13 protein-coding genes are annotated in these 22,359 nt (G+C 45.5%); 4 read left to right on the forward strand and 9 right to left on the reverse strand.

Features of this window, described 5'->3' with window-relative positions; all coding sequences use genetic code 11:
- The 7 genes from AC1DSE_RS12480 to AC1DSE_RS12510 all read right to left on the reverse strand — a co-directional run.
- A partial coding sequence (locus AC1DSE_RS12480) for a PA14 domain-containing protein (protein WP_477527726.1) occupies positions 1-3,714 on the reverse strand: 3,714 nt, incomplete at its 3' end.
- Positions 3,715-3,792: 78 nt separating this feature from the next.
- Entirely contained in the window at positions 3,793-8,175 is a 4,383-nt protein-coding gene (locus AC1DSE_RS12485; RefSeq protein WP_477527727.1) for a beta-L-arabinofuranosidase domain-containing protein, read from the reverse strand.
- An 88-nt stretch (positions 8,176-8,263) separates the two neighbouring features.
- Entirely contained in the window at positions 8,264-8,860 is a 597-nt protein-coding gene (locus AC1DSE_RS12490; RefSeq protein WP_477527728.1) for a TlpA family protein disulfide reductase, read from the reverse strand.
- Complete coding sequence (locus tag AC1DSE_RS12495) at positions 8,857-9,870, reverse strand: S-layer homology domain-containing protein (protein WP_477512907.1); 1,014 nt, start codon at positions 9,868-9,870, stop codon at positions 8,857-8,859. The genes AC1DSE_RS12490 and AC1DSE_RS12495 overlap by 4 nt, the downstream gene beginning before the upstream one ends.
- Positions 9,871-10,085: 215 nt before the next feature.
- Positions 10,086-10,358, reverse strand: a complete 273-nt coding sequence (locus AC1DSE_RS12500) for a DUF6171 family protein (protein WP_441881577.1) — start codon at positions 10,356-10,358, stop codon at positions 10,086-10,088.
- 14 nt (positions 10,359-10,372) lie between these two features.
- Positions 10,373-11,866, reverse strand: coding sequence for an alpha-N-arabinofuranosidase (locus tag AC1DSE_RS12505; RefSeq protein WP_477527729.1), 1,494 nt, complete (start codon positions 11,864-11,866; stop codon positions 10,373-10,375).
- Between the two features lie 181 nt (positions 11,867-12,047).
- Entirely contained in the window at positions 12,048-12,836 is a 789-nt protein-coding gene (locus AC1DSE_RS12510; RefSeq protein ID WP_477527730.1) for an alpha/beta hydrolase, read from the reverse strand.
- A 243-nt stretch (positions 12,837-13,079) separates the two neighbouring features.
- On the opposite strand from AC1DSE_RS12510, the gene AC1DSE_RS12515 reads away from it, so the two are divergent.
- Both AC1DSE_RS12515 and AC1DSE_RS12520 read left to right on the forward strand, forming a co-directional pair.
- Positions 13,080-14,060: an aldo/keto reductase gene (locus AC1DSE_RS12515; RefSeq protein WP_477527731.1), complete on the forward strand. Its 981-nt coding sequence runs from the start codon at positions 13,080-13,082 to the stop codon at positions 14,058-14,060.
- A gap of 165 nt (positions 14,061-14,225) precedes the next feature.
- Positions 14,226-14,711, forward strand: a complete 486-nt coding sequence (locus AC1DSE_RS12520) for a C40 family peptidase (protein WP_076266706.1) — start codon at positions 14,226-14,228, stop codon at positions 14,709-14,711.
- A 210-nt stretch (positions 14,712-14,921) separates the two neighbouring features.
- Here AC1DSE_RS12520 and AC1DSE_RS12525 read toward each other — a convergent pair whose 3' ends face one another.
- On the reverse strand, positions 14,922-19,493 hold the full coding sequence (locus tag AC1DSE_RS12525; protein ID WP_477527732.1) for a LamG-like jellyroll fold domain-containing protein: 4,572 nt from the start codon (positions 19,491-19,493) through the stop codon (positions 14,922-14,924).
- A gap of 386 nt (positions 19,494-19,879) precedes the next feature.
- The gene (locus AC1DSE_RS12530) at positions 19,880-20,521 is read right to left on the reverse strand and encodes an ATP-dependent DNA ligase (protein WP_477527733.1); all 642 of its coding nucleotides are present in this window, start codon (positions 20,519-20,521) and stop codon (positions 19,880-19,882) included.
- Positions 20,522-20,654: 133 nt separating this feature from the next.
- Between AC1DSE_RS12530 and AC1DSE_RS12535 the strand changes: the two genes are divergently transcribed.
- On the forward strand, positions 20,655-20,864 hold the full coding sequence (locus AC1DSE_RS12535) for an alpha/beta-type small acid-soluble spore protein (protein WP_076266703.1): 210 nt from the start codon (positions 20,655-20,657) through the stop codon (positions 20,862-20,864).
- Between the two features lie 204 nt (positions 20,865-21,068).
- Complete coding sequence (gene fabV / locus AC1DSE_RS12540; protein WP_477512903.1) at positions 21,069-22,259, forward strand: enoyl-ACP reductase FabV; 1,191 nt, start codon at positions 21,069-21,071, stop codon at positions 22,257-22,259.
- Positions 22,260-22,359 lie beyond the last annotated feature (100 nt).

Consider the following 22,359-nt stretch of genomic DNA (forward strand, 5'->3'; position numbering starts at 1 on the left):
CACCAGTGCCGCTCCGGCAATCGTAGCCGTCGCGTCTTTCACAGCAGGAGGTACAACAGAAGCTGCGAAATCAGCAACCGATTTGCTGAGTGCTGCCAACGCTGCATCTACTGCCGCTTGGTCTGCAGCTGCAAGAGCCAATACGTCTTTAGCTGTTGCGATTGAAGCAGCAAATGCATCTTTTGCAGACTGCGGATATTGACCGGGTTCTGTGCCTGCAACAGCGGAGTTAAGTTTGGCTTCAGCAGATACAACTGCCGCTTGAAGCGCTGTTTTATCCGACAATTGAACAGGACCAACCGAGAAATAATCAAAATTTGCTTGGACAGACGTTTTATCACCCGAAGATAGACCATAGAAACCGATTTTCAAATTGCTTAAATTAACGGTCATCGGGTCTGCCGCAGGTTTCCATGCACTGCCATCCCAATAGAAAGTAGAAACGACATTGCCTACCTTTTTGATTTGCAAATAGGACGTATCGTAACCTGGATGGCTGACCATGTTTGTCGCTTTAACATAAACCGCATTTTTCTCATATGCGGTTTCGAGGCTTTTGCCAGTTGTTGCTTCCGTATCCCAAACATGGCCAAGCTTGACGTAATTGTCCTCATTTTGCCAAATGAACAGGCCTGCTTGCTGGAAGTTTTTGCGTACTGGAGCTTCCACTTTTGTTGTAATGACGAAGTCGCCTGCTGGCGCATCCTTTAAAAAGATGTTCGGCAAGTTATTTGAATTTCCGAACGTGTCGCCTGGTGAAGTGTCCAAGCTTAAAAAGCCTGGTTTACGCGTCAGCGACCATTTGGAGTTGTCTGCCTTAAAGACTGACCAAGCACTGTCTAGCGACGCCTCATTAAACGGATCAACGGAAGAACCCGCTGGAATTGGATCGTTCACCGATACAAAAAATTGCTCACGTGCGCTTTGGAGAGATTTAAGAGCTGTTTGAATATGTGCAGGCATTGCAGCATCATTCTGAGCTGTTTCGCGGGCTGAATCAATGACAGCCTTAAAGGAATCAGCAGTCGATTGCTCATATTCGCCGGCTCCTGCACCCATTTTCGCGAGATTCAGCATGCCTTCTGCTCTGGCAATTTCAGCGAGCAAATCCCCTTTGGTTGCTGTGCCGATGAGCTCACGGTGCGCGGTCGCAATCCGATCAAAATCCATTTTTTCAACTTTGCGATCGTAAGACAATAGGCCGTTGATTTCATATTCCACATCTGTAATTTGTGTGTATATGGCTGCGCTCAGGCCTGATTCCTTCAGCTGCTTCAACCTGTTGATATAGGCAATATAAGTAGAAGTCAGCTGTTCCTTGCTATTCATTAATTGATAGGAGAATACGAGCGGACTCCATTCATGCCCCGGGACATGCAAGCCTAAACCGCCATATTCGCCAAGCACAGCTGCCCTTGTATCGCTGTAATTCGGAGCGCCGGGATCAGGATAGCGATGAATATCATTCAAATCGCCGACGCCCGCATCCCACCAGCCGCTTGTGCTGTTGACGAGCCTAGTCGAATCAAGGCTTTTTACATAGCTGGTAGCATCCTTCGTCATTTGCCCGCCTTGATCAAATTGTCCCCAGCCTTCATTAAACACCGTCCACACAATGATCGATGTCACGCTGCGCAATTGATCGACCATCTCTTTGTATTCTTTAAACCACTGCGTCTTCGTTGCTTGTGTAATATCTGACCCTTTATTTCCTTGACGATCCTCAAGGCTCGGCATATCCTGCCATACCAGTACGCCTAGCTTATCAGCCCAATAATACCAGCGAGCGGGCTCCACCTTAATATGCTTGCGGATCGTATTCATGCCGACGCGTTTGACCGCCTCAATATCAAATTTCAAGGCTTCGTCCGTAGGTGCCGTGTAAATGCCGTCCGGCCAAAAACCTTGATCGAGCGGCCCCATTTGGAAGACGAATTTCCCATTTACTAGCGGCCTTGTTATACCGTCTACCTTGCCGAGCGTAATCTCTCTCATGCCAAAATAGCTTGAAACCTCGTCTACCGTTTGTGCTCCATCCTTCAGATACACCTTTAAATCATATAGATAAGGATCATCTGGGGACCAAAGCCGTGCATTTGGAACTGCCACAGCAATCTCAGCTCCAGCTGCTCCTGTTGCGGTTCCCACCACTTTTCCATTTTCCAAAACAACCGCTTCAATCGTTTGCCCTTCAACGCCGATAGCAGCTGCCTTCAGCTTCAAGATGCCGTTTTGAATATCTGTTGCCATGTCGAGTTTATCGATATGTGCAGCAGCTACAGGCTCAAGCCACACCGTTTGCCATATACCCGATACGGAGGTATACCAAATGCCGCCGAGTTTTTTGACCGTTTGCTTGCCAACCGCTTGGTCTGCTCCCATATCCGTCTCATCCAGAACATGCACGATAAGCTCATTGTCCCCAGGCACAAGATAATCCGTAATATCAAAGCTAAATGAGGTATAACCTCCCTTATGGCTGCCTACCGATTGTCCATTCACATACACCGTTGCCAAGTAATCAACCGCTCCAAAATTCAGCTTCACTCGCTTACCATCCCAGTTCTCAGGAACGTTAAAGGAGCGCTTATACCACATGAGATCCTCCACGCGGTTAATGCCCGAAAGCTTTGCTTCTGCTGCAAACGGAACAAGAATTTTCTCCTTCAGCACTTGACCTACAGGAACAGCTTCACCCTTCTGGGCTGCTTGGAACTCCCATTCCCCATTCAAATTCATCCATTTTTCACGCGCTAATTGTGGTCTTGGGTATTCAGGCAGTACGTTTTCTTTGTCTACATCCTCCGCCCAAGGGGACATGATCTGATATTTTGAACCATTGTAGACAGGTTTATCGAAGCTAGCTACAGCAGCTCCCGCCACCGTTTCCAGTCCGCCTTTGCCATCGTAGATTACTTTAACATTGCCTACATCCTTAGAGTACATTGGATCTTTCAGCAGTACGGTGACGACTTTATCGTCCCCATCCTTCAAAGCTGCCGACAGAATAGGCAAATCGCCCGTCACGATACGCAATTTCAGATGCTTAACAAATTCAGCAGTGATTGGCTTCAAAGATTCTTGGAATGGCAGCTCAACTTGCAAACCATCCTCGGACACGATACCTCCAAGCGCGAAACCGTCTGGCAAATAAAACGCTTCTGTTGGAACTGCCTCCTTCGCTAAGCTCTTGCTAGACCAGCGCAGGTGAACATTCGAGCCGCCCGTGTCTTCGAACAACTCCAGCTTAATGCTGTATTTCTGACCTGCAACCAAAGTGACAGGCTTTGAAGTTTGCTCTTTGTCCCAGTCCGCTATCCAGTGGTCGATCGTAAGCTTATTATCAACCCAAAGGCGGAAGCCATTATCACCAGTAATGTAAAAGGTATAGTCCTCAGAGAGCTTAGGCTGAATGAAACCCGTCCATCTGATGCCGACGCGATCTTCTTGTCCTGTAAACATTTTGATGGCCGGCTCTAAATTGGAAATATCCAAATTCGAATCGTAGCCAGCTCCTTTAAAGGTTCCAAAAGCAAAATTGGGCGGCCCTCCCGCAGTGAAATATTCAGCCATCAGCCCATGCTGCTGCGAAGCTGCCATTCCCCCTGCATCTGCTGCCGCAGCCCGGGGTGCAAAGGAGATTGCGGAAGCTACTATACTAAATATCATAGATAATGCCACAAGCGTACTCATTGTTTTTCTTATATTCAACATGAACGGAACCTCCAAAGATTCATAGTATCGATACTTAAATCTAGTGGAGGAAGTGATGCGCCTTCCCCCTTGTACCGTTTAGCCAAGAATCAACCGAGCGAGCAATGCAAGATCCTCAATATCCACTTTGCCATCATGATTCAAATCTGCTTTTTTGAACTGCTGCCAATTCGGATCGCTGCTGGATTTGCCATACGAATAAGCTACAATCGCCAAATCGCCAACTGTAATTTTATTATCATAATTCACGTCACCGTTACTTGGCTTAATGACACCGGCAAGGAAATCTTCTACTGCAGCATTCAGCTTCGTAATCGCGGCTGCAATTTCAGCTTTCGTTGCCTTCTCGTCATCAGCAACCAGCTTCGCTTTGTTGATAACCGATTGCAGCTGCTGCTTCATCGCAGGAGGATATTGTCCCGGTTCTGTTCCTGTTTCCGCTCCATCATACAAAGCTTGCGCTTGCGATAATGCCGCCAGCAGTGCAGACTTATCACCCGGAGCTGCCTGTATCTGAAGATGATGCTGAGCTTCAAGCAGAAGCAGCTCCTGCCCTTCTGCGTTTGCAAGCTTGACGCCTGTTACCGTTATAGAGGTATTTACCGTTTCATCTGCTATGCCAGCTCGGAAAGTCAACTTCAGCCAGTCTTCGTTTGGCGAAAGGGCTGCCCCCTCTCCAAAGGCTAATATCCGAATTTTGCCCGGCTCAAGCTCTTTAGGCTCAAGCACTTGCAGCCCTTCCCGTAGTGGCGTCGCACCCGAGAAGCTGAGCTTGCTTGGATCAAAGGTTACCGTAACGTCCTGTGCATAAACACTCTGATATACGCTGTCCGTAACATTTCGAACCGCTAAGGTAAGATTCAGATCAGCACCGCTCGGTACGTTTGCAGCACCTGTCAGTACAGCTGTCCCTTGATCCGAAGGCTCAACAGCTTCTTTACTGACTGCTGACAATGCGATGTAGTCTAGCTCATAAAAGCCTGGATTTGGTCCAGAACCCCGCATAAACTTGATCGAGTTAACCCCTTCCTTCAGCTCAACGTTGACGCTTGAAGCCATAAATCGACCCCAATTAATCGTCCCTGCGAGCTGCAAGGACTGCTCTTCGCCTTCATTAACCATAATTTTTGCAGCAGCTGGCTGGTAATTCCCCGTATTCTGCGCGTACCAAATAAACATTTTGTACGTCCCTGCTGCTGGAACCTCAACCTGATTAAAGTTAACGTAGCTGTCGGCATAGTCGATGCCGCCAACGTAGCTTGAGCCTGATGCATGCACATTACTGCTGCGAGCCGTCGCCTTGAACAGCTGGGCGTTTTCCGCCTCGTATTTATAAGGTTGAATGCCCGTTTCCTCAGTCACCTCAGGGAAATAAGTAACCCGCAGGTTTTCCGCTCCAAACGGAACAAGCGTAATTTCCTCCGTAGGCTCTGCGGAATATACAGGACCCACCGGCGGCTCTGCGGCTGATACCCCGTTAGCTGCTTTGCCCCATGACGGGATTCTCTTCCCTTTCGCAATTAGCTTAATCGGTGTAGTCTCCTGTATGAACGGATTTTCCGGCATATCGGATACGACGACCTGAATCGAGTCTGCTGGGTTGTCGCGATCAAGCAGCAAACCATAATTCCAAGGGGACTGCGCATTGATGCTGAATTCCTTGAAGCCAGGCGCCTTCACTTGCGGCGCTGGATTAGACTGCTCTACCCAGTTCTCATCGATTTTCAGAGAGAATACGAGTGGTCCTCGTTCGATGCCAATCGAATTATTGACCCAAGTCGACGTTTTGAGCTCCATTGGCAGCGTCAATACAACGGTATCGCCTTTTGTCCATTGCCGATCAATCGTAAAATATTGCCCGGATATTACGGCCTCTTGCGGCTGCCCATTCACCGTGATAACTGCTTTGTCCGTCCATTCCGGAATACGCAGCTTCAGCGGGAAATTCACACTCTTGGACGCTTCCTCAATCGTAAACCGAATTTGATCCTCGAACGGATAGTTCGTCGTTTCCTTAACGGTTACATTCGCCCCATTGATTTTGGCTGATACACGGCTCGGTCCATAGGCAATAACGCCAAGCCCGCCATCCGAAGTACCCGCCCACATGTCCTTCACAAAATAAGGCCAGCCCATATGCATATTGAAACGACAGCAAGGATAACCCGAATAAGGCGACTGTACGGTGCCATTTCCGTAATTTTGCTTAAAGCCATGATCGGTTACGCCGCTTTGTACTTGATTCGGCAGCGAATAGTATTGATGGGTTTTAATATCCTTGCTCATAGCACCCGGAAGCGAATTAAAAGTAATTTTCTCCAGCGCATCTCCGATTGCCGGATCACCGGTAATCATGGCGGCAACCGCGTTGCTGTGTACCCGCTCCACAATGGCACAAAGCTCAACCCCTTGCGTTGAAGCTAACCCTGCGAGCATCTCTGTTCCTGAATTCATGCCGGTAATTTGATTGTGTGATTGATTCAGATGCTCTACGCCTGCTTGAAATGCAAGCTTATCTGCTTCATTGTTCGATAGTTGATAATAAATAGAGGGGGTTTTAATCGATTGATTGACGTTGACTGTATGCTGCGAGTAAAAGTTATCAGGATTAATCTTAGCGGCTGTTAAAAAATGGTCGTTCGTAAAAATATCAGTCTCATCACCGCCTTGCTTATGCAGCTTCTCAGCGAGCTGCAGCAGAAACTCATCTCCTGTACGGTTGTACAGCCAGAGCACGACATTCATATTGTCGCCGCTGCGGATTTGTCCCCAATCCTTAAGCGGACGCTGGTCTAGATTGTTCAGCTGGTAATGAAAATAATTCGTAAGAAAGGAGATCGCTCGCTTATCATTTGTCGCCTCGTAATAATCCTTGAGCACATAAATAGCAACCATGCGCGGCCACCAATCATTGTCGCTGGCAGGACCGAAGAAGCCGTCATCACGCTGGCTATTCAACATCCAATTGACCCATTTTTGCGATTTTGCAATCAGCTCCGGATCGTCAAGCGTATAAGCGAGCGCGACCAATCCCTTCACATAATAGATAGGGCGTTCCCAGTTCGATTCTGGCGCTGTTCCACCCAGCCACTCCGAATTTGTGCTGAGCTCTCCGTATAAATCCTCTGCGTAGCCGGTTGCACCATCCTTCATTAGCTCTAATTGCTTAAGCAGCCAACCATCAGCTTTGACCGATCCAAGCGGAAGCGGCACAAACGGTGTTTGTACAAGCGGATCTTTATTTTTGACCAGCTCTTGGAACGACTCCGCCGGTACGGCATAGTCTGTTGCAATAAAATTGTCAAATAGCGGCTCAGACTCATCCGCCCATACCCCAATGCCGCCTGAGGTAAACTTTTGTTCACTGTCATCGGTGTATTCCAGAATGGAATTATGCATATCGTCCACATATATTTTGATGCCATTCCCATAGGTTACAACCTTCAATTGATAAAACTTGTTCGCAGTGACCGTATCCAGCGCCTTAACGACTTTAAGATCGGTCCACTTATCCGTTAGCCGGCGAAGAACCAAGTTTCCATCATTTCGCAGTCCTGCAAAATAACCTTGGGGCACCTTTCCCTCACCGCTTAGCTTAGTTCGAAACAAAAGTCCTGCCGTACCCGCAGCTAGCGGCAGCTTAATATCGGTCTCCACTGTAAAATCGGTGAACACCGTATCTTTTACGAGCAAAGCCTGATTTGCGCCGGCGTTTACGGTTATCCCGCCCGATTGCAATTTCCACTCGCCTTGAGCAGCATGCCAACTCGGCAATGTGAGCCCATCCGCTGGGGCATCAAATGAATCCGTAAATGCGAGCTCCCCCTTATCATTTGAAAGTTTGAGATTGTCATAGGTCGGCTGGGATTGGTAAAGCCTTACGCCGACCTGACCTTTCGTATAGGTCGTATCCGATTGTTCCAATACCAGCTTATCATCGACATAAAACTTAATTTGCGATCCGGCAACGCTAACTTTAAAGTGATAAACTACATTAGGATTAATCGCTATCGAAGTCCGCTTCAACTCAGTCCATTTGTTGTCCATACGGCCTAGAAATACGCTGCCCGTTCCTTGCGCGGAAATGCCTGCGTAATAACCTTTCACATTGTCCGCCCCTGGCGCTGCGCTAACCGTTCGGAAAAGCAATCCCGCATCACCGTTTCGACTGGCAAGGCTTATATCTGCCTCAATGGTGMCATCTTGTATTTCGGTTTGCTTAACCAAAGCTTTAGATCCCGATCCGCTTTCTCCGGTCATTTTGCCATTTGCCGTTGACCAAATTCCATCGATGACCGTCCAATTTTCATTAATTATGGAACGATTGAAATGATCCTCGAAAAAAACCGGCTCTGCTCCAGTCGCAGCTTCTACATGAACTGCTGGCAAAAAAATGCTTACATACATTGAAAAAATGAGCGGTAAAACAATCATTGATTTCAGCCTGGCACTGAACCGCATCCAGCTTCACTCCTCAATCATAGTTCTTGCAATCGCAAGCTCATGCTAAGCTTGCGTTTCAATTCAGCTGCTAGCAGATGATGCAAGCTCACCTCCCCTCCGTTAACATTTCCAGCTTGCTCTCAAACTCCATCGGATCTATCAAATGAAACGTATCCAGTACCGTGCCGTCCGTATCGATAATAAATGTTGTTGGCAGCGCATGCAGCTCGTATAAGTAAGAGGCACGTTTATTGGCATCCAGTAAATTCGTAAACCGCCATTCATTTTCCTCGATGAACGTTTCAATTGCGCTTGCTTGTTTTTCTTCTGATGATAGATTCACGCCATAGAAATCGACCTTATCTTCGTATTTCTCATGCAGCTTCTTTAAGGTGGGAGCTTCAACACTGCATGCCTCGCACCAACTCGCCCAAAACTGCAATACAATCGGTTTATCTTCTGCACCCGCTACGGTGTGGGTTGTTCCGTTCAGATCCTTGAGCGTAAAGGCAGGCGCCTTCACTCCTGAAGTCGCTTTGCGGTGCAAAGCAGCTTCCTGATTCACGCTTAATACGCTCTCCAGCGCGGATGCATCCAGCTYATCGCCTGCATTGCCGCTCGTTTGATCCGAATTTAATATGAAAAACAAACCCAATACCGTAGCTGACAAAAAAACGGAAATCACTAGAATCGTTTTTTTCATTGCTTTGAGTCAATCAAAGCAAGCAAGAGAGTAACGGCTTCAGCCCGAGTCGCATTAGCGCTTGGTGCAAACTTATTTTCGCCTCTGCCTTTGATGATGCCCGCTTCAGCAGCCATCGCTACAGAAGGCTCCGCCCAAGCTGGAATTTGGCTCCGATCTGCAAACGACGATTTTTTCGCCTGATCAACCTTCCATTCGAGCGCTCTAACGACCATTACCGCAATCTCCGCGCGATTAATTGGCTTGCTAGGGCGGAATGTATTGTCCTCGTACCCTGTTATAATGCCAGCTTTTACTGCAGTTCCAACGAAAGCGGAAGCCCAGCTTGGTATGCTGCCTGCATCTTTAAACGATATATCTGCTGCAAGATCAGCCTTCAAATCTAGTGCTCGGACGAGCATCGCTGCAAATTCCGCTCGGGTAACCTGTGCATTTGGTTTAAAGGTTCCGTCCGTATAACCATTAACAAAACCTAGCTGAACAGCCCGCTCAATGGATGCGATTGCCCAGTGTCCCGTAATATCTTTGAATGACGCCGCTGAATTTCCAAGGTTAGCGGTAAGCTTCACATTAGGCTTCAGATTACTGGAATCGAGGGTGCTTTTTACAAGCTTCGCATCCGTGAGCTTTACCTCGGTATCTCCATTTCCTATTGGCTCGAATAGAAAGCTGGATAATACGCTTTTACCATTCTCGCCTGCTTTGTTCCCTATCTTCGTCGCAGCAAACACAATTTGATTGCCTTCGACGATCGGCGATATCGAGAATCCTGCAATGCTGCTGCTGGCACTTTTAAAACGAAGCTTCTTTGCATCAAATGACAGCTTTACCTCATAAGCGTACATATCGGTTAGCTTATCCGCAGTAACGACGATTTTAATATCTTTATCCGATTTCTCCTGGGTAAGTGCGAACACCGGCGTATCCGCTGCAAACGCAAAGCTTGGGAGTGCCATAGCAAGCAATAAAACGATCAAACCAGCCGTCATAAAACGCTTACATTTCTTCAATGAAATCGTCCCTTTCATCTACATAGAATAGTAATGAGAGATGTGCATAACCATTTAGCAATCCAATCGATAGTTTTATTGTACAAAGATGAATTTGGAATGTATTTGCAATATCAGGTTAAAAGTTATGAATTTCCGCCGTTCCTTTTTAAAAATAAATAGAGCTGCTCTCTATATAGACAGAGAGCAGCTCTAAGATCCTTATTCATATATTTTCATGCATATTTCGACCAGCGGCTATCCCCAGGATTCGGACAAGCACGTTCTTTATATTTGGCGGCAATACGTACGAAACACCCGCATACGATACATGTCGTACCATATTGAAACTTCGGGCAGTTTCTACATTGCTTTAAGCGCTGCTCGTACACATCATCCGGCACGCTAATTTCGGACTGGAACATCGGCGCCGCCAAAATCCGATCGATCTGCTCATCAGTGACAAGGTAATCATCACGACAGCCTTTGCACGCATTTTTGCTGCTCATTGCTGGTGGTATCCCTATTCCGAGATCAGCTCTAGCACCGTTACCGACATTGGCGAGAGCTTCGCGCTAATTTTTGACCCATTAACAGTGAAAGCTTGAAATGCGGTTGGCGCAACAGCTTCCGGATTTTCAAACGTGTTGTGCGCGTCCTTAGCGGAAGCTGAAAGCTCTGTACCCGAAACCTTAAGCCCTGCACCTGCTAGGCCGCGAAGATCAATCTCCACATCCGCTCCGGACTGATTGTCCAAATTACACAAGCTTACATGGATGYGGCCACTCGCGTCCTTTGAAGCAGATACGGATACTTGCGGAATCTTCTGGTCATTGTGCGCATAATCCTGACTGTCAATTGACGTGGTAAGAAGCGTTGCATCCTGATGCACCTTATACATATCAAAAACGTGATACGTTGGCGTCAGCACCATTTTCTCTCCCTCAGTCAAAATGACCGATTGCAGCACATTGATCACCTGAGCAATGTTAGCCATTTGTACCCGGTCACAATGATCGTGGAAGATATGAAGCGTAATTCCAGCAACCAGCGCATCACGAATCGTGTTTTGCTGATACAGGAACCCTGGATTTGTACCCGGCTCCACATCGTACCACGTACCCCATTCATCAACAATAAGGCCAACTCGCTTCTTCGGATCATAACGATCCATAATAGCCGAATGACGTGTAATCAGCTCGTCCATATAAAATGTTTTCTTCAATGTACCGTACCATTCATCCTCGGAGAAACCTGTTGCTGGACCTTTTTGTGTCCAAAACTCCCCTGGAATGGTGTAATAATGCAGCGATATCGCATCCATCATCCCATGTGCTTCCCGCATGACAACGTCCATCCAGCGGTAATCATCTACGTTTGGACCGCAAGCGATCTTATGGATTTTGTTATCGCCATAATTGCGCACATAGGTTTGATATCTGCGATACAGATCTGCATAATATTCAGGACGCATGTTGCCGCCGCAGCCCCAGTTCTCGTTGCCGACGCCAAAATATTTCACGTTCCACGGCTTTTCCCTGCCGTTTTCTGTACGCAATTCTGCCATTGGCGATACGCCGTCAAATGTCATGTACTCTACCCACTCCGACATTTCCTGAACGGTGCCGCTGCCCACGTTGCCTGAGATATAAGGCTCGCATTCCAGCATTTCACACAGCATCAAAAACTCATGCGTGCCAAAATGATTGTTCTCAACAACACCGCCCCAGTGGGTGTTGATCATCCGCTTGCGCGACTCGCGCGGTCCAATGCCATCCTTCCAATGATATTCGTCCGCGAAGCAGCCGCCCGGCCAACGAAGAACTGGAATTTTCAGCTGCTTAAGCGCTGCGACTACATCATTGCGAATCCCGTTTGTGTTCGGAATAGGAGAATCCTCGCCTACCCATATCCCTTCATAAATACAACGTCCCAAATGCTCAGAGAAATGTCCATAAATATTGCGATTAATCGTACCTGCAGCCAAATCAGCGTTAATGGTTATACGGTTTGCCAAATAAATCGACCTCGCTTCAATATAATAGAATAAATAGACTTTGATAAATAGTTGGATTAATACATTTATTCATCCATATACTCATACATTAATCCTAACCAAATCATAATGGTAGCGGATACATTTTGCAACCCTTCGAATAAAAAAAAGCTACCAGCCTCTCGGCATGATAGCTTCCTTCTTATTCGTTTTGTTTTGGCAGYCATTCTAAGAACTGCTGGATATGCGTGTCCCAATAGCTCCATTCATGATTGCCTGGACCTTCAACATAAGTTAAAGGATAATTCGCCTGCTCGCTCGCATTACGGAAGGCGATATTATCATTGTATAGAAAATCCTCCGTACCACAGCACTGATAGAGCAGAGGCTTAGCCGCCGAATCCAGCTTGGCACTCCCCGCTACAAGATGCAGCAAATCATCATCCGTGCCTTTAATTTCTTTATCACCATATATGAGATGAAACAGACGCTTCAGATCAGTCATTTCGCTCCGTTTCACCATATCCGCCATATCCAGCGCACCGGATAAGCTGCCAGCTGCGGCAAAACGATCCGGATGCCTTAATGCCCATTTGAATGCTCCATAACCGCCCATCGATAAGCCAGCGACAAAATTATCTTCACGGGCATCAGATAGAGGGAAGAAAGAACGAGCAACGGCCGGAAGCTCTTCGGTTAGAAACGTCCAATATTTATTGCCATATGCCATATCCGTATAAAAGCTTTGATGCACATTCGGCATGACAACCGCAAAACCCTGCTCGGCTACATAACGTTCGATAGAAGTTCTGCGCATCCAAATGGTATCATCATCAGACAAGCCATGCAGTAAATATAACGTTTTATGAAGCTTCTGACTGCTGCGATTATTCATACCAATTTGCGATGTCGTCTGCTGCGGCAAAATAACGGTCATCGATGTACTGAGGCCTAGTGCCTCAGAAAAAAAGTTGCAAGTAATGAGTGCCAAACGTTATTCCTCCTATTAATAGATATGCTTTTTTTATCAACTTACTCTAATGATCTGTAATACTAGTAATGTAGCATCTATATGAAGCGCTTGCAATCTATCATATGAAACGGCGATGCTTTCATGTCCTATACGCCCTAAGGTTAGTTAGTGAACTTTTTTTCAGTGCTTATATGTACAGAAATAGAAAGGTATAATAGAAATCGTCACAGAGTGAATATAAATTTTGGAGGTTGATTACGAATGAAAATGATGCCATTAGAGCGTCGTGGAATATCCGACAGCCGTCTCGTGTTAGGCTGTATGGGTTTTGGCGGAAGCTGGGATCTTGCAGACCCGATTACCCCTGATCATATCAAGCAAGCAGAGGAAGCGATAGAAGCCGCGCTATCAATCGGCATTACAATGTATGATCATGCGGACATTTATACAAGAGGCAAAGCAGAATCCGTATTCGGTCAAATTCTTAAACAGCAGCCCAAGCTTCGCGAGCAGCTCGTCATTCAATCCAAAGTAGGCATTCAGCTCTCGGATGGCATTTTACCTGGTCGCTTCAATTTCTCGCAAGAGCATATATTATCGTCTGTTGATGGCATATTGGAGAGGCTTGGCACAGAATACTTAGATGTTTTGCTGCTTCATCGTCCTGATCCGCTTATGGAGCCGGATGAAATTGCAGAAGCTTTTACGAAGCTGAAATTATCCGGCAAGGTTCGCAACTWTGGCGTATCCAATATGAGCCCGGGACAAATTCGTTTCCTGCAGCGCTCGCTGCCTGATCCTATTGTCGTAAATCAGCTGGAGATGAGTCTGCTTCGTCATGATTTCATCGATCAAGGTGTGCATGTCAACCAAAAGGCAGGTTTAAAAGACAACTTTGCTGAAGGTCTTATGGAATTGATGCAAATGGAAAATATACAAATTCAAGCATGGGGGCCACTCGCACAGGGGAAATTTTCTGGAAGAGTATCCGAGAACGCAACGGAGTCAGAATTGAAAACAGCTGCTCTCGTACAACAAATAGCTGATGAAAATGAAACGACACCGGAAGCCATCGTACTGGCTTGGTTAATGAAGCATCCCGCTCGTATTCAGCCTGTAATCGGCACTGTTAATCCTAAGCGGATAGCAGCCTGCAAGGATGCGGTGAAGCAATCGGAACTTATGACGAGAGAACAATGGTACACGCTTCTAGTAAGCGCAAGAGGCATAAATATGCCTTAATTCGCGGGAATACGCGGATTATTAATATTTTTTCATTTAATTCTCATAATCGCTCATAATCCTTATTATACCTGCCCTTTTGTTCTCATGAGTGAAAATAGCCCTTTTGCGGATGTGTTATAGTCATAATACATAAAACGAAACGCGGAGGGACAACCTGACAGCATGAGAAAATTACACCTACTGAAATCGATTGCCAAAGCAGGCATTTGCAGCGCTATCGTCATATCGGCATTCACAATCGGAACTTTTGCTCCAAAGGCACATGCAGCTACACCTGAAACACTTAATCTTGTTTCTACAGGAAAAGAATTTATCGGCACTCCATATAAATTCGGTGCACCGGCAGGCGTTACATACGCTTTTGACTGTTCATCTTTTACTCAATTTTTGTTCAAAGGACTTGATGTTTCACTTCCACGCACATCTGTAGCACAAGCTACGGTTGGCGAGAAGGTTCCTAAGGGTTCACTCAGCATGGGCGATCTTGTTTTCTTTAAAACGAATGGCAAGACAATCAGCCATGTCGCTATTTATGCAGGCAACAACAAAATTATCCACAGCGCTACAAGCACTGGTGTTACCGTGTCGGACATGACCTCCAGCTACTGGTCCAAAAGTTATGTTACAGCAAGACGCGTCACAAATTAATTTTATAATATAGAACTTGGCTGTTATCGCCCTTTGCGATAGCAGCTTTTTTTCTGTTTATCGTGAATCAATCGCTAGCTTCTATAACATTCTTAACCATATATACGGGATATGAAACAATAAAATTATATTCTTTCTATTATGGATGAAATGAATAAAAAATAGACATGCAGTACCTTCATTAGGTCTGCATGTCTATTTCATTATTTTTTAACGGCTGCCGAGTGCACATTCAGCAGCTATTTGCTCTGCCGTCAGCGCTTTACTATAAATTTTCAACTCATCTACTGCGCCTTTAAACGGAGTATCCCAATAGTTTACCCCCACGCCAAACACACCGCTATTATTAGTAAACACATTAGGGAAGCCGGAGCCTGTAAACTTTTCCATGCCATTAATATATACCTTGGCTATGCCGTTATTAACGGTAAATGCAATATGCGTCCATTCTCCAATGTTGATTTTCAGCCCTGTACTCGCATCATACCAAGCAGTGCCAGACCAAAGCATCGTGTCGCTGTTGACTGGGCCTCTTGGCACGAAGCTGATCCAGCTTTCATTCGTTCTTGATCCAAAAAATGCTGTCGCAAAGTTGGTCGCCTCCGCTGGATTAAGCCACATGGAAACCGAATAAACATGGCTTTCAATTATTCCGTCTGGCAGACGAATGCCTGAAGCGCCGTCTAATACAGCCGCTGACCCCAAGATGCCTGTACCAAACGTAATGCTGCCTCCCGTATTATCTACTCTGTTGCCTGTAATCGTACCCGCAGATACACGCCCTAATGAATCCATTAGATTCGAGTCAAAAGCATAATAAGCATTTTCACCATCCGTTACATGTACAATATAGGTGGCTGTTTTATGTCCGGCATCATCAGCTGTTGCAGTTATTGTAGTTGTTCCGAGTGCAACTGCTGTTACTTGCCCTGTAGCTGCATTCACGATAGCGATGCTGGAATCGGCTGAAGACCAAGTAATCGACTTATTAGCTGCATTCACTGGTAAAACATTGACTTCAGGCAAATAAGTTGTGCCAATCGCTAGCGACTTCTCCGCAGCATCAAGCTGAATTTGTGCAACTAGAACAGAGGCATCCGGCTCTCCAAAAGCCAACCACCCTATTTTCTCTGCATGTAAAGCCACATCGTAAATACGAACCTCATCGATGAGACCTTTATAAGGGGTGTCCCAATAATTGACCCCTAGTGCAAACAAACCGTGCTTGTCTGTAAACACATTTGGCATTCCTGTACCGGAATATTTCTTAATCCCGTTGATGAATATTTGTGTCTCGCCGTTTTTCACTGTAAATGCAATATGTGTCCACTCATTCAGCTTGATTTGGATACCTGTAGATGCATCATACCAAGCTTCACCTGACCACAGCATCGTATTATTTTTCGCAAAATCATGCCCTCTTGGCATAAAGCTGATCCAGCTTTGCGGCGTTTGTGCACCGAAGAAAGCTGGAGCAATGTTTGCTGCCTCGGCAGGGTTCAGCCACATCGATACGGTATATTCATTTGTTGAAATTAAGCCCTCCGGCAAAAGAACACCTGACGCGCCGTTAAAGCTAGCTGCCTTTCCTTTGCCCGTCGTTCCATCTACAAACGAAATTTCTCCGCCTGTACGATCAATTCGGTCGCCCGTGATCGTTCCTGCCGCCATTATGCCCGTCATCTCTTCAAGATTATTCTCAAAATTGTACTGAGCAACTAATCCATCGGCTAGCGGACTTTCATTATGCTGTTGAACTATAAGTGTGAACGTTTTGGATGCGGTTGCGCTGCCTAACGTTATCGTTGCTGTTAATTGCACCGCTGCATCGCCGGAACCTGCGCTAGGCCTTGTTACAGCCCCACTTGCCGTTACGACTGATACATTCGAAGACTCCCATGTAATCGGCCAATGGTTTGCAGCTTTCACAGGAAGGCTGACATCATTATATATGCGGCTTGTATCGCCTAGCGTTAACCTATTAACTGCATTCGCAGCGAGTTCTTGATCAGTTAACGCTGCCAATTGACTTCCCCAAACAGCAGCGCCTTTGCCTGACAAAGCGCTAAAAGCCAAGATGTATACATTCGAAGTAGGGTCCCATTGGCGAATGAATATCCCTTTGTATGTCGTCTGAACAGGAACGTCATTTACAAGCTCATCAACTTTCAGGTTCGCATAATAGTCGCCATCTAGTTCCCAAGTTCCGGTCACAGCCCCTGTAATTTTGCCGTCCTGCTCCAGCTTAATGTAAACAGAAGGTTTAATCTCCTTCGTAATCTCTTTGCCGTGGTTAATATAATGATAAGCGCCAACGACATCGCTTTCGGAAATTTTGCCAATCGTCTCACCCGTGTAACGATGTGGAGCGACCACTGGCCAGCCATCTTCGTTCATAAACATCTGATGCACACGAACCTCATGGCCTTCCCCGCGGTAAGGGAACCGACTGTGAAAGATGTTGAACAGCTTACCATTTGATTCATCGTAGTAAGTCGAGTTATGGCCTGCAGATACATAACCATAGGTAGGGAAGTTCGCTTGTCCATTTAAGTTGCTGAAAATAAAATTACCAAAGCTCTTCACGCCATACGGTTCAATTGCCGCATCTTTAAAGAATGAACCCTCTGGACCGTGAGCCTGAATCATATCCTGACCTTCATAATCCACATAAGGTCCATCCGGCTTTAAGGAACGAGATATTCTCATATTGTAGCCGCCAACCGAATCTAATCCTCCAAATGTCACAAATAAATAATAGTAGCCGCTATTCGGATGATATTGGATGTAAGGCGCTTCAATACGGCTGTGATTTTGACCCATCAATCGTTTGCCATAACCTTGATTTTCTAATGGAAAACCGGTTTCGGCATTCATCTCTAAAATAAAAATTCCGCCTGAGTATGAGCCATAAACCATCCATAATCGGCCATCCTTATCAAAAAACGTATCGGGATCAACAGCATTCGGATGTTTTGTACCGTCATAAGCCGTACCTTCAGCGCTTATTCCTTTGCCTGATTTCAGGAAGATGCCTTTATTCACATATGGCCCTTCGATATTATCCGCAACTGCAACCCCGAGTGCTGAGAGCGGTTGATCTCCTTTGCATGCATTGTAATACATGTAAAACTTGCCATCTGCAAGCTGAATGACATCAGCAGCCCATAGCGTATCCGTTTCTGCCCAGCCGAGCGCCTCAGCCAATTCCTTTTTCACATTGCTTTCAGCACTCTTGAACAGTTTATTCGTTTCCGTCACGCCTGAATCAATTAACGACCAGCTCATGAGATCATTCGATTTGGCAGCCGCCAAATGCGAGCCAAATACGTAATACGTTTCGTCAACTTTAATAACGGATGGATCGTGAACCGATACATTTTCAAAAGTTGGCGTCGGCGTCGGTGTCGAAGTAGGAGTTGTTGTTGGCGCAGGAGTTGTTGTTGGCACAGGTGTTTCATTTCCACCACCATTACCACCAGCAGCAGAAATCGTTGCTGCCTCTCGCTCAAGCTTAGCCTCATTCTCACTATTGCTTGTCACTTTGCCTTTGYCTGTAACTTTGAGCTTACCGTCAAACAGAATGATAATCTCTTTAATTTCCGCGGCCTCATTCACATGCAAGGCTGCTTTTTGCTCCACTATCATTTTACTTATGATGCCTTTCAGTAATTTAATAGCAGGTAAAGATAATGCAGAAATCTCAACCATATCGAAGTTTCCGTCCAGCTCAATGGTTGCATCCGCTGCTGTATCCTTCTCAATCAATACATTTTTGAAGCCATCACCTGTTAAATCGGCTGCCTCTTCAAGCTTAACGCCTGAAATGGTGAATACTTGACCAACGGTTGTTGTTCCTTGGGTTACCATTCGCAGCTTGCCATTCTTTTTATCAACAAAAATTTGCGCGATATCCGAATCCTTTATTTTAATGCTGTTTTGGCCTCCTCCAAATACCTTCACTACTCCTTTTACTTTGACATTGTCGAGTATGACATCCCCTTCGGCGATGCCTTCGGTTAAATATAAATTTCCTTCAATAGTTGTATTTTTTAACGTAATATTCGCTGTATTAATGATTATGTTTTTGCTTGTAACATCCGCATATGTGCCCGCTTGATTCAATATCTCTCCAGAAATATTGTTTATTAGCCGCAGCGCCTCAGCTCTTGTAATCTTGTTATTTGGTTTAAATGTTTGATCTTTATACCCTGTTGCGTATCCTTCCATAACGAGCGCGTTCACGGCTTCCTTACTCCATGAAGGCAATGAGCCTAGATCCGTAAGAGCGCTTTCATTTTTGGCCGCACTACTCAATCGAAATACTCTAACTAAGATAACGGCAGCCTCTTGACGTGAAATGGAATCGCCCGGACGGATCGTTCCGTCGCTGTAACCGGAAATATATCCTGCCGCATCCGCCTTCTTCATTTCACTGTAAAAAGAACTCGATGCAGATACATCAGAGAAAACAATCTCTTCCTCATCAACAAAACGAAACACCCGATTCATCAGAGTCATAAATTCCACTCGACTAATCGCTTGATCTGGCTTAAAATTCCCATCTCCATAACCCTGGATAAGCTGTTTCTCGTACCAGGCTGTAAAATCCTTTTCCGCCCAGTGGCCTTTCACATCGGATTTGATTTTGCTTTGGTTTGCACGATCCAAGGTACTCTGAACGGGTACTGTATTACCTTCAGCAGCCACAATTAATGGTGCAGGTACAAGTAATAAACAAACAAGAACCAATGCAATCCGTTTGCTAAAATATTTGAGCATCGCATAACTCCCCTTTCGATTGAAAATCATGTTTCATTCATCATGATGGCAACATCAGTAAATCGAACGATATGCTCCCATTCACCTCACATTCCCTATTCCTGCATAACCTTTAACCAACGAATAACAATTAAACTAATCGATTACTAATTTTGTTAACGTTTACATTGTAACGACAAACGCTGTAAATCGTCAATAGAAAATATATAAAAGATATAAGTTAGTTCCACTCCCACTCCCCTTCTAGTACGGCAGTATTCCATTCCTTCGTTTTAGAAATAAACGCAAAAAAAATGCCATCAGCTTTTGCCGACAGCATTCATCTCACTCACTATAAAATCATTTACGCATATTCGTTGTTATTAATAAAAATATTAATAATACCTTTACTCAGCAATTGAGGTTTTTTTCTGATTTGAAGCCATCGATAACGATTTATAATTATCATTTATCACCTTTAGCCAGCTCTCCTGACGACCCTCAGCGTAGATGCTATCCTTGCGCTTGCAGGCAATGCCCTCCAAATCCGATCTTCTTACAAGATCAAAAATAGCTGCACCCTCTCGCTCCACGTACAGCATCTTTTTGAAATAGGCATTATCCTCCAAAATATATTCCAGCAGCCRCTTTCGCTCAAGCAGCGGTTTCTGCCTTAAATCAAGCCCGTTGTAATAAAGAATATCAAATACAAAAAACTGGACCGGCTTCATCCTTTTGGCTTCACGGATACTCGGCTCCTTCTTCAGCCTGTAGCGTTCCTGCAGTGACTCGAACTCAATCGCTCCTGTAAATGGGTTTACATAGGTTACCTCGCCATCTAACAGAACATCCGCAGGCTCCCTCAGCGGTACATTATGTAATTCGGGATACTGCCGCGTAACTTCATTGAAATGCCGAGTATATAAAGCAGCCTTGCTTCCTATAAAGGAGAGCTGTAGGCGGTGTCCATCCAATAGGGGTTCAAATATAAAATCATCATCATCAAAAGGTTTTTCATATTCCGTTAATAACATGGGTTCCACAAACATTACGGCGCCCCCTTTCCGTTTAACCATTTTAGCATGATTTCACTTCAAAAATAGGAGGTAAATTTAGGTGAAAGATATGAATAAACTCTCACTCGTATCCACATAATAGGTTCAAGAAGGAGGCTGAGAAAAGATGGCAAATCGTACGAATCAACTTCTTATACCGCAAGCCCGTGCAGCTCTAGAGCAGCTTAAATATGAAGTGGCCCAAGAGCTTGGCATTCAACTTCCGCAAGACGGATATTATGGCAATATGACCACTCGCGATATGGGCTCTATCGGCGGATTAATTACACGCCGGCTCGTTCAAATGGCTGAACAGCAGCTGTCAGGACGTCGTTAATTTCTACATAAATAAGCGCCAAGAATGCAGAGATGCTTTCTTGGCGCTTATTTATTTGAGAAAAAATAAGAAATTGTGCAAATAAATGCTTTTGTCACGAATGGAGAACTTCCCTTCTTCCATAAAAATCGGTAAAATGGGAGAGAGTTGTCCCGTTACATAACGCATACAAACAAATTCCATTATGGAAAGGAATATTCTAATATGATTATTCAACCAAAAACTCGTGGCTTTATTTGTACGACAGCACATCCTGAGGGCTGCGCACAACAAGTACAGCGTCAAATCGATTACGTAAACGCTCAACCAAGCATTGAAGGCCCGCGCAACGTGCTCGTCATTGGAGCTTCAACAGGTTATGGTCTTGCTTCACGTATCGTTTCTTCTTTCGCTGCTGGCGCTAATACAATTGGCGTTTATTTTGACAAAGCTGCTGAAGGCGCACGCACAGCATCCGCTGGCTGGTACAATTCCGCTGCTTTCGAGGAAGCTGCTGCAGCTGCTGGACGCAAATCTTTCAGCATCGTTGGAGATGCTTTCTCTGATGAAATTAAAGCAAAAACAATCGACTTGATCCGTACGGAACTAGGTAAAATTGATCTTGTTGTCTACAGCGTTGCTTCCCCGCGCCGTACGCATCCAAAAACAGGCGAAACGTTCTCTTCCGTTATCAAGCCGCTTGGCGGCACGTATTCGAACAAAACCGTTAACTTCCATAACGGCGATGTAACGCAAGCTACAATCGAGCCGGCAACAGAAGACGAGCTTCGTCAAACGATTGCTGTTATGGGCGGCGAGGACTGGCAGATGTGGATTGACGAGCTTGAGAAAGCTGGAGCGCTTGCTGAAGGCGCAACTACAGTTGCTTACTCTTACATTGGACCTGAAATTACACATGCAGTTTATCGTGAAGGTACAATTGGCGCTGCTAAAAATGATCTGGAAGCTACGGCTCACCGCCTTAATGAACAGCTCAGCACAAATGGCGGTCGCGCATTCGTTTCCGTTAACAAAGCGCTCGTAACGCAATCAAGCTCCGCGATTCCAGTTGTGCCGCTTTATATTTCCGCCCTTTATAAAGTGATGAAAGAAAAAGGCATTCATGAGGGCTGCATTGAGCAAATGTATCGTTTATTCTCAGAACGTCTATACGGTAAAGGTGAAACGCTGGTTGATGAAAAAGGCCTTATCCGCGTTGATGATTGGGAGATGAGACCAGAAATCCAAGCTGAGGTTGCCGATGTTTGGGCTAAGCTCTCTACAGAAAATGTTTATGATCTTTCTGATCTTGAAGGTTATCGTCGTGAATTTTTCCAGCTTTTCGGTTTCGAGACAGATGGCATCGATTATGAAGCAGACGTTAATCCAGAAGTAAACATTCCAAATCTTCGCTAATATTTCCACTGTAAAACCAATTCGAGCGTTTATTCACTCGAGTTGGTTTTTTTGTGTTTGCTGGTGCAAATACATTACTGGTATGGCCACTGCTATAAGG

It is taken from the genome of Paenibacillus sp. 01L418 (genome assembly GCF_056400045.1).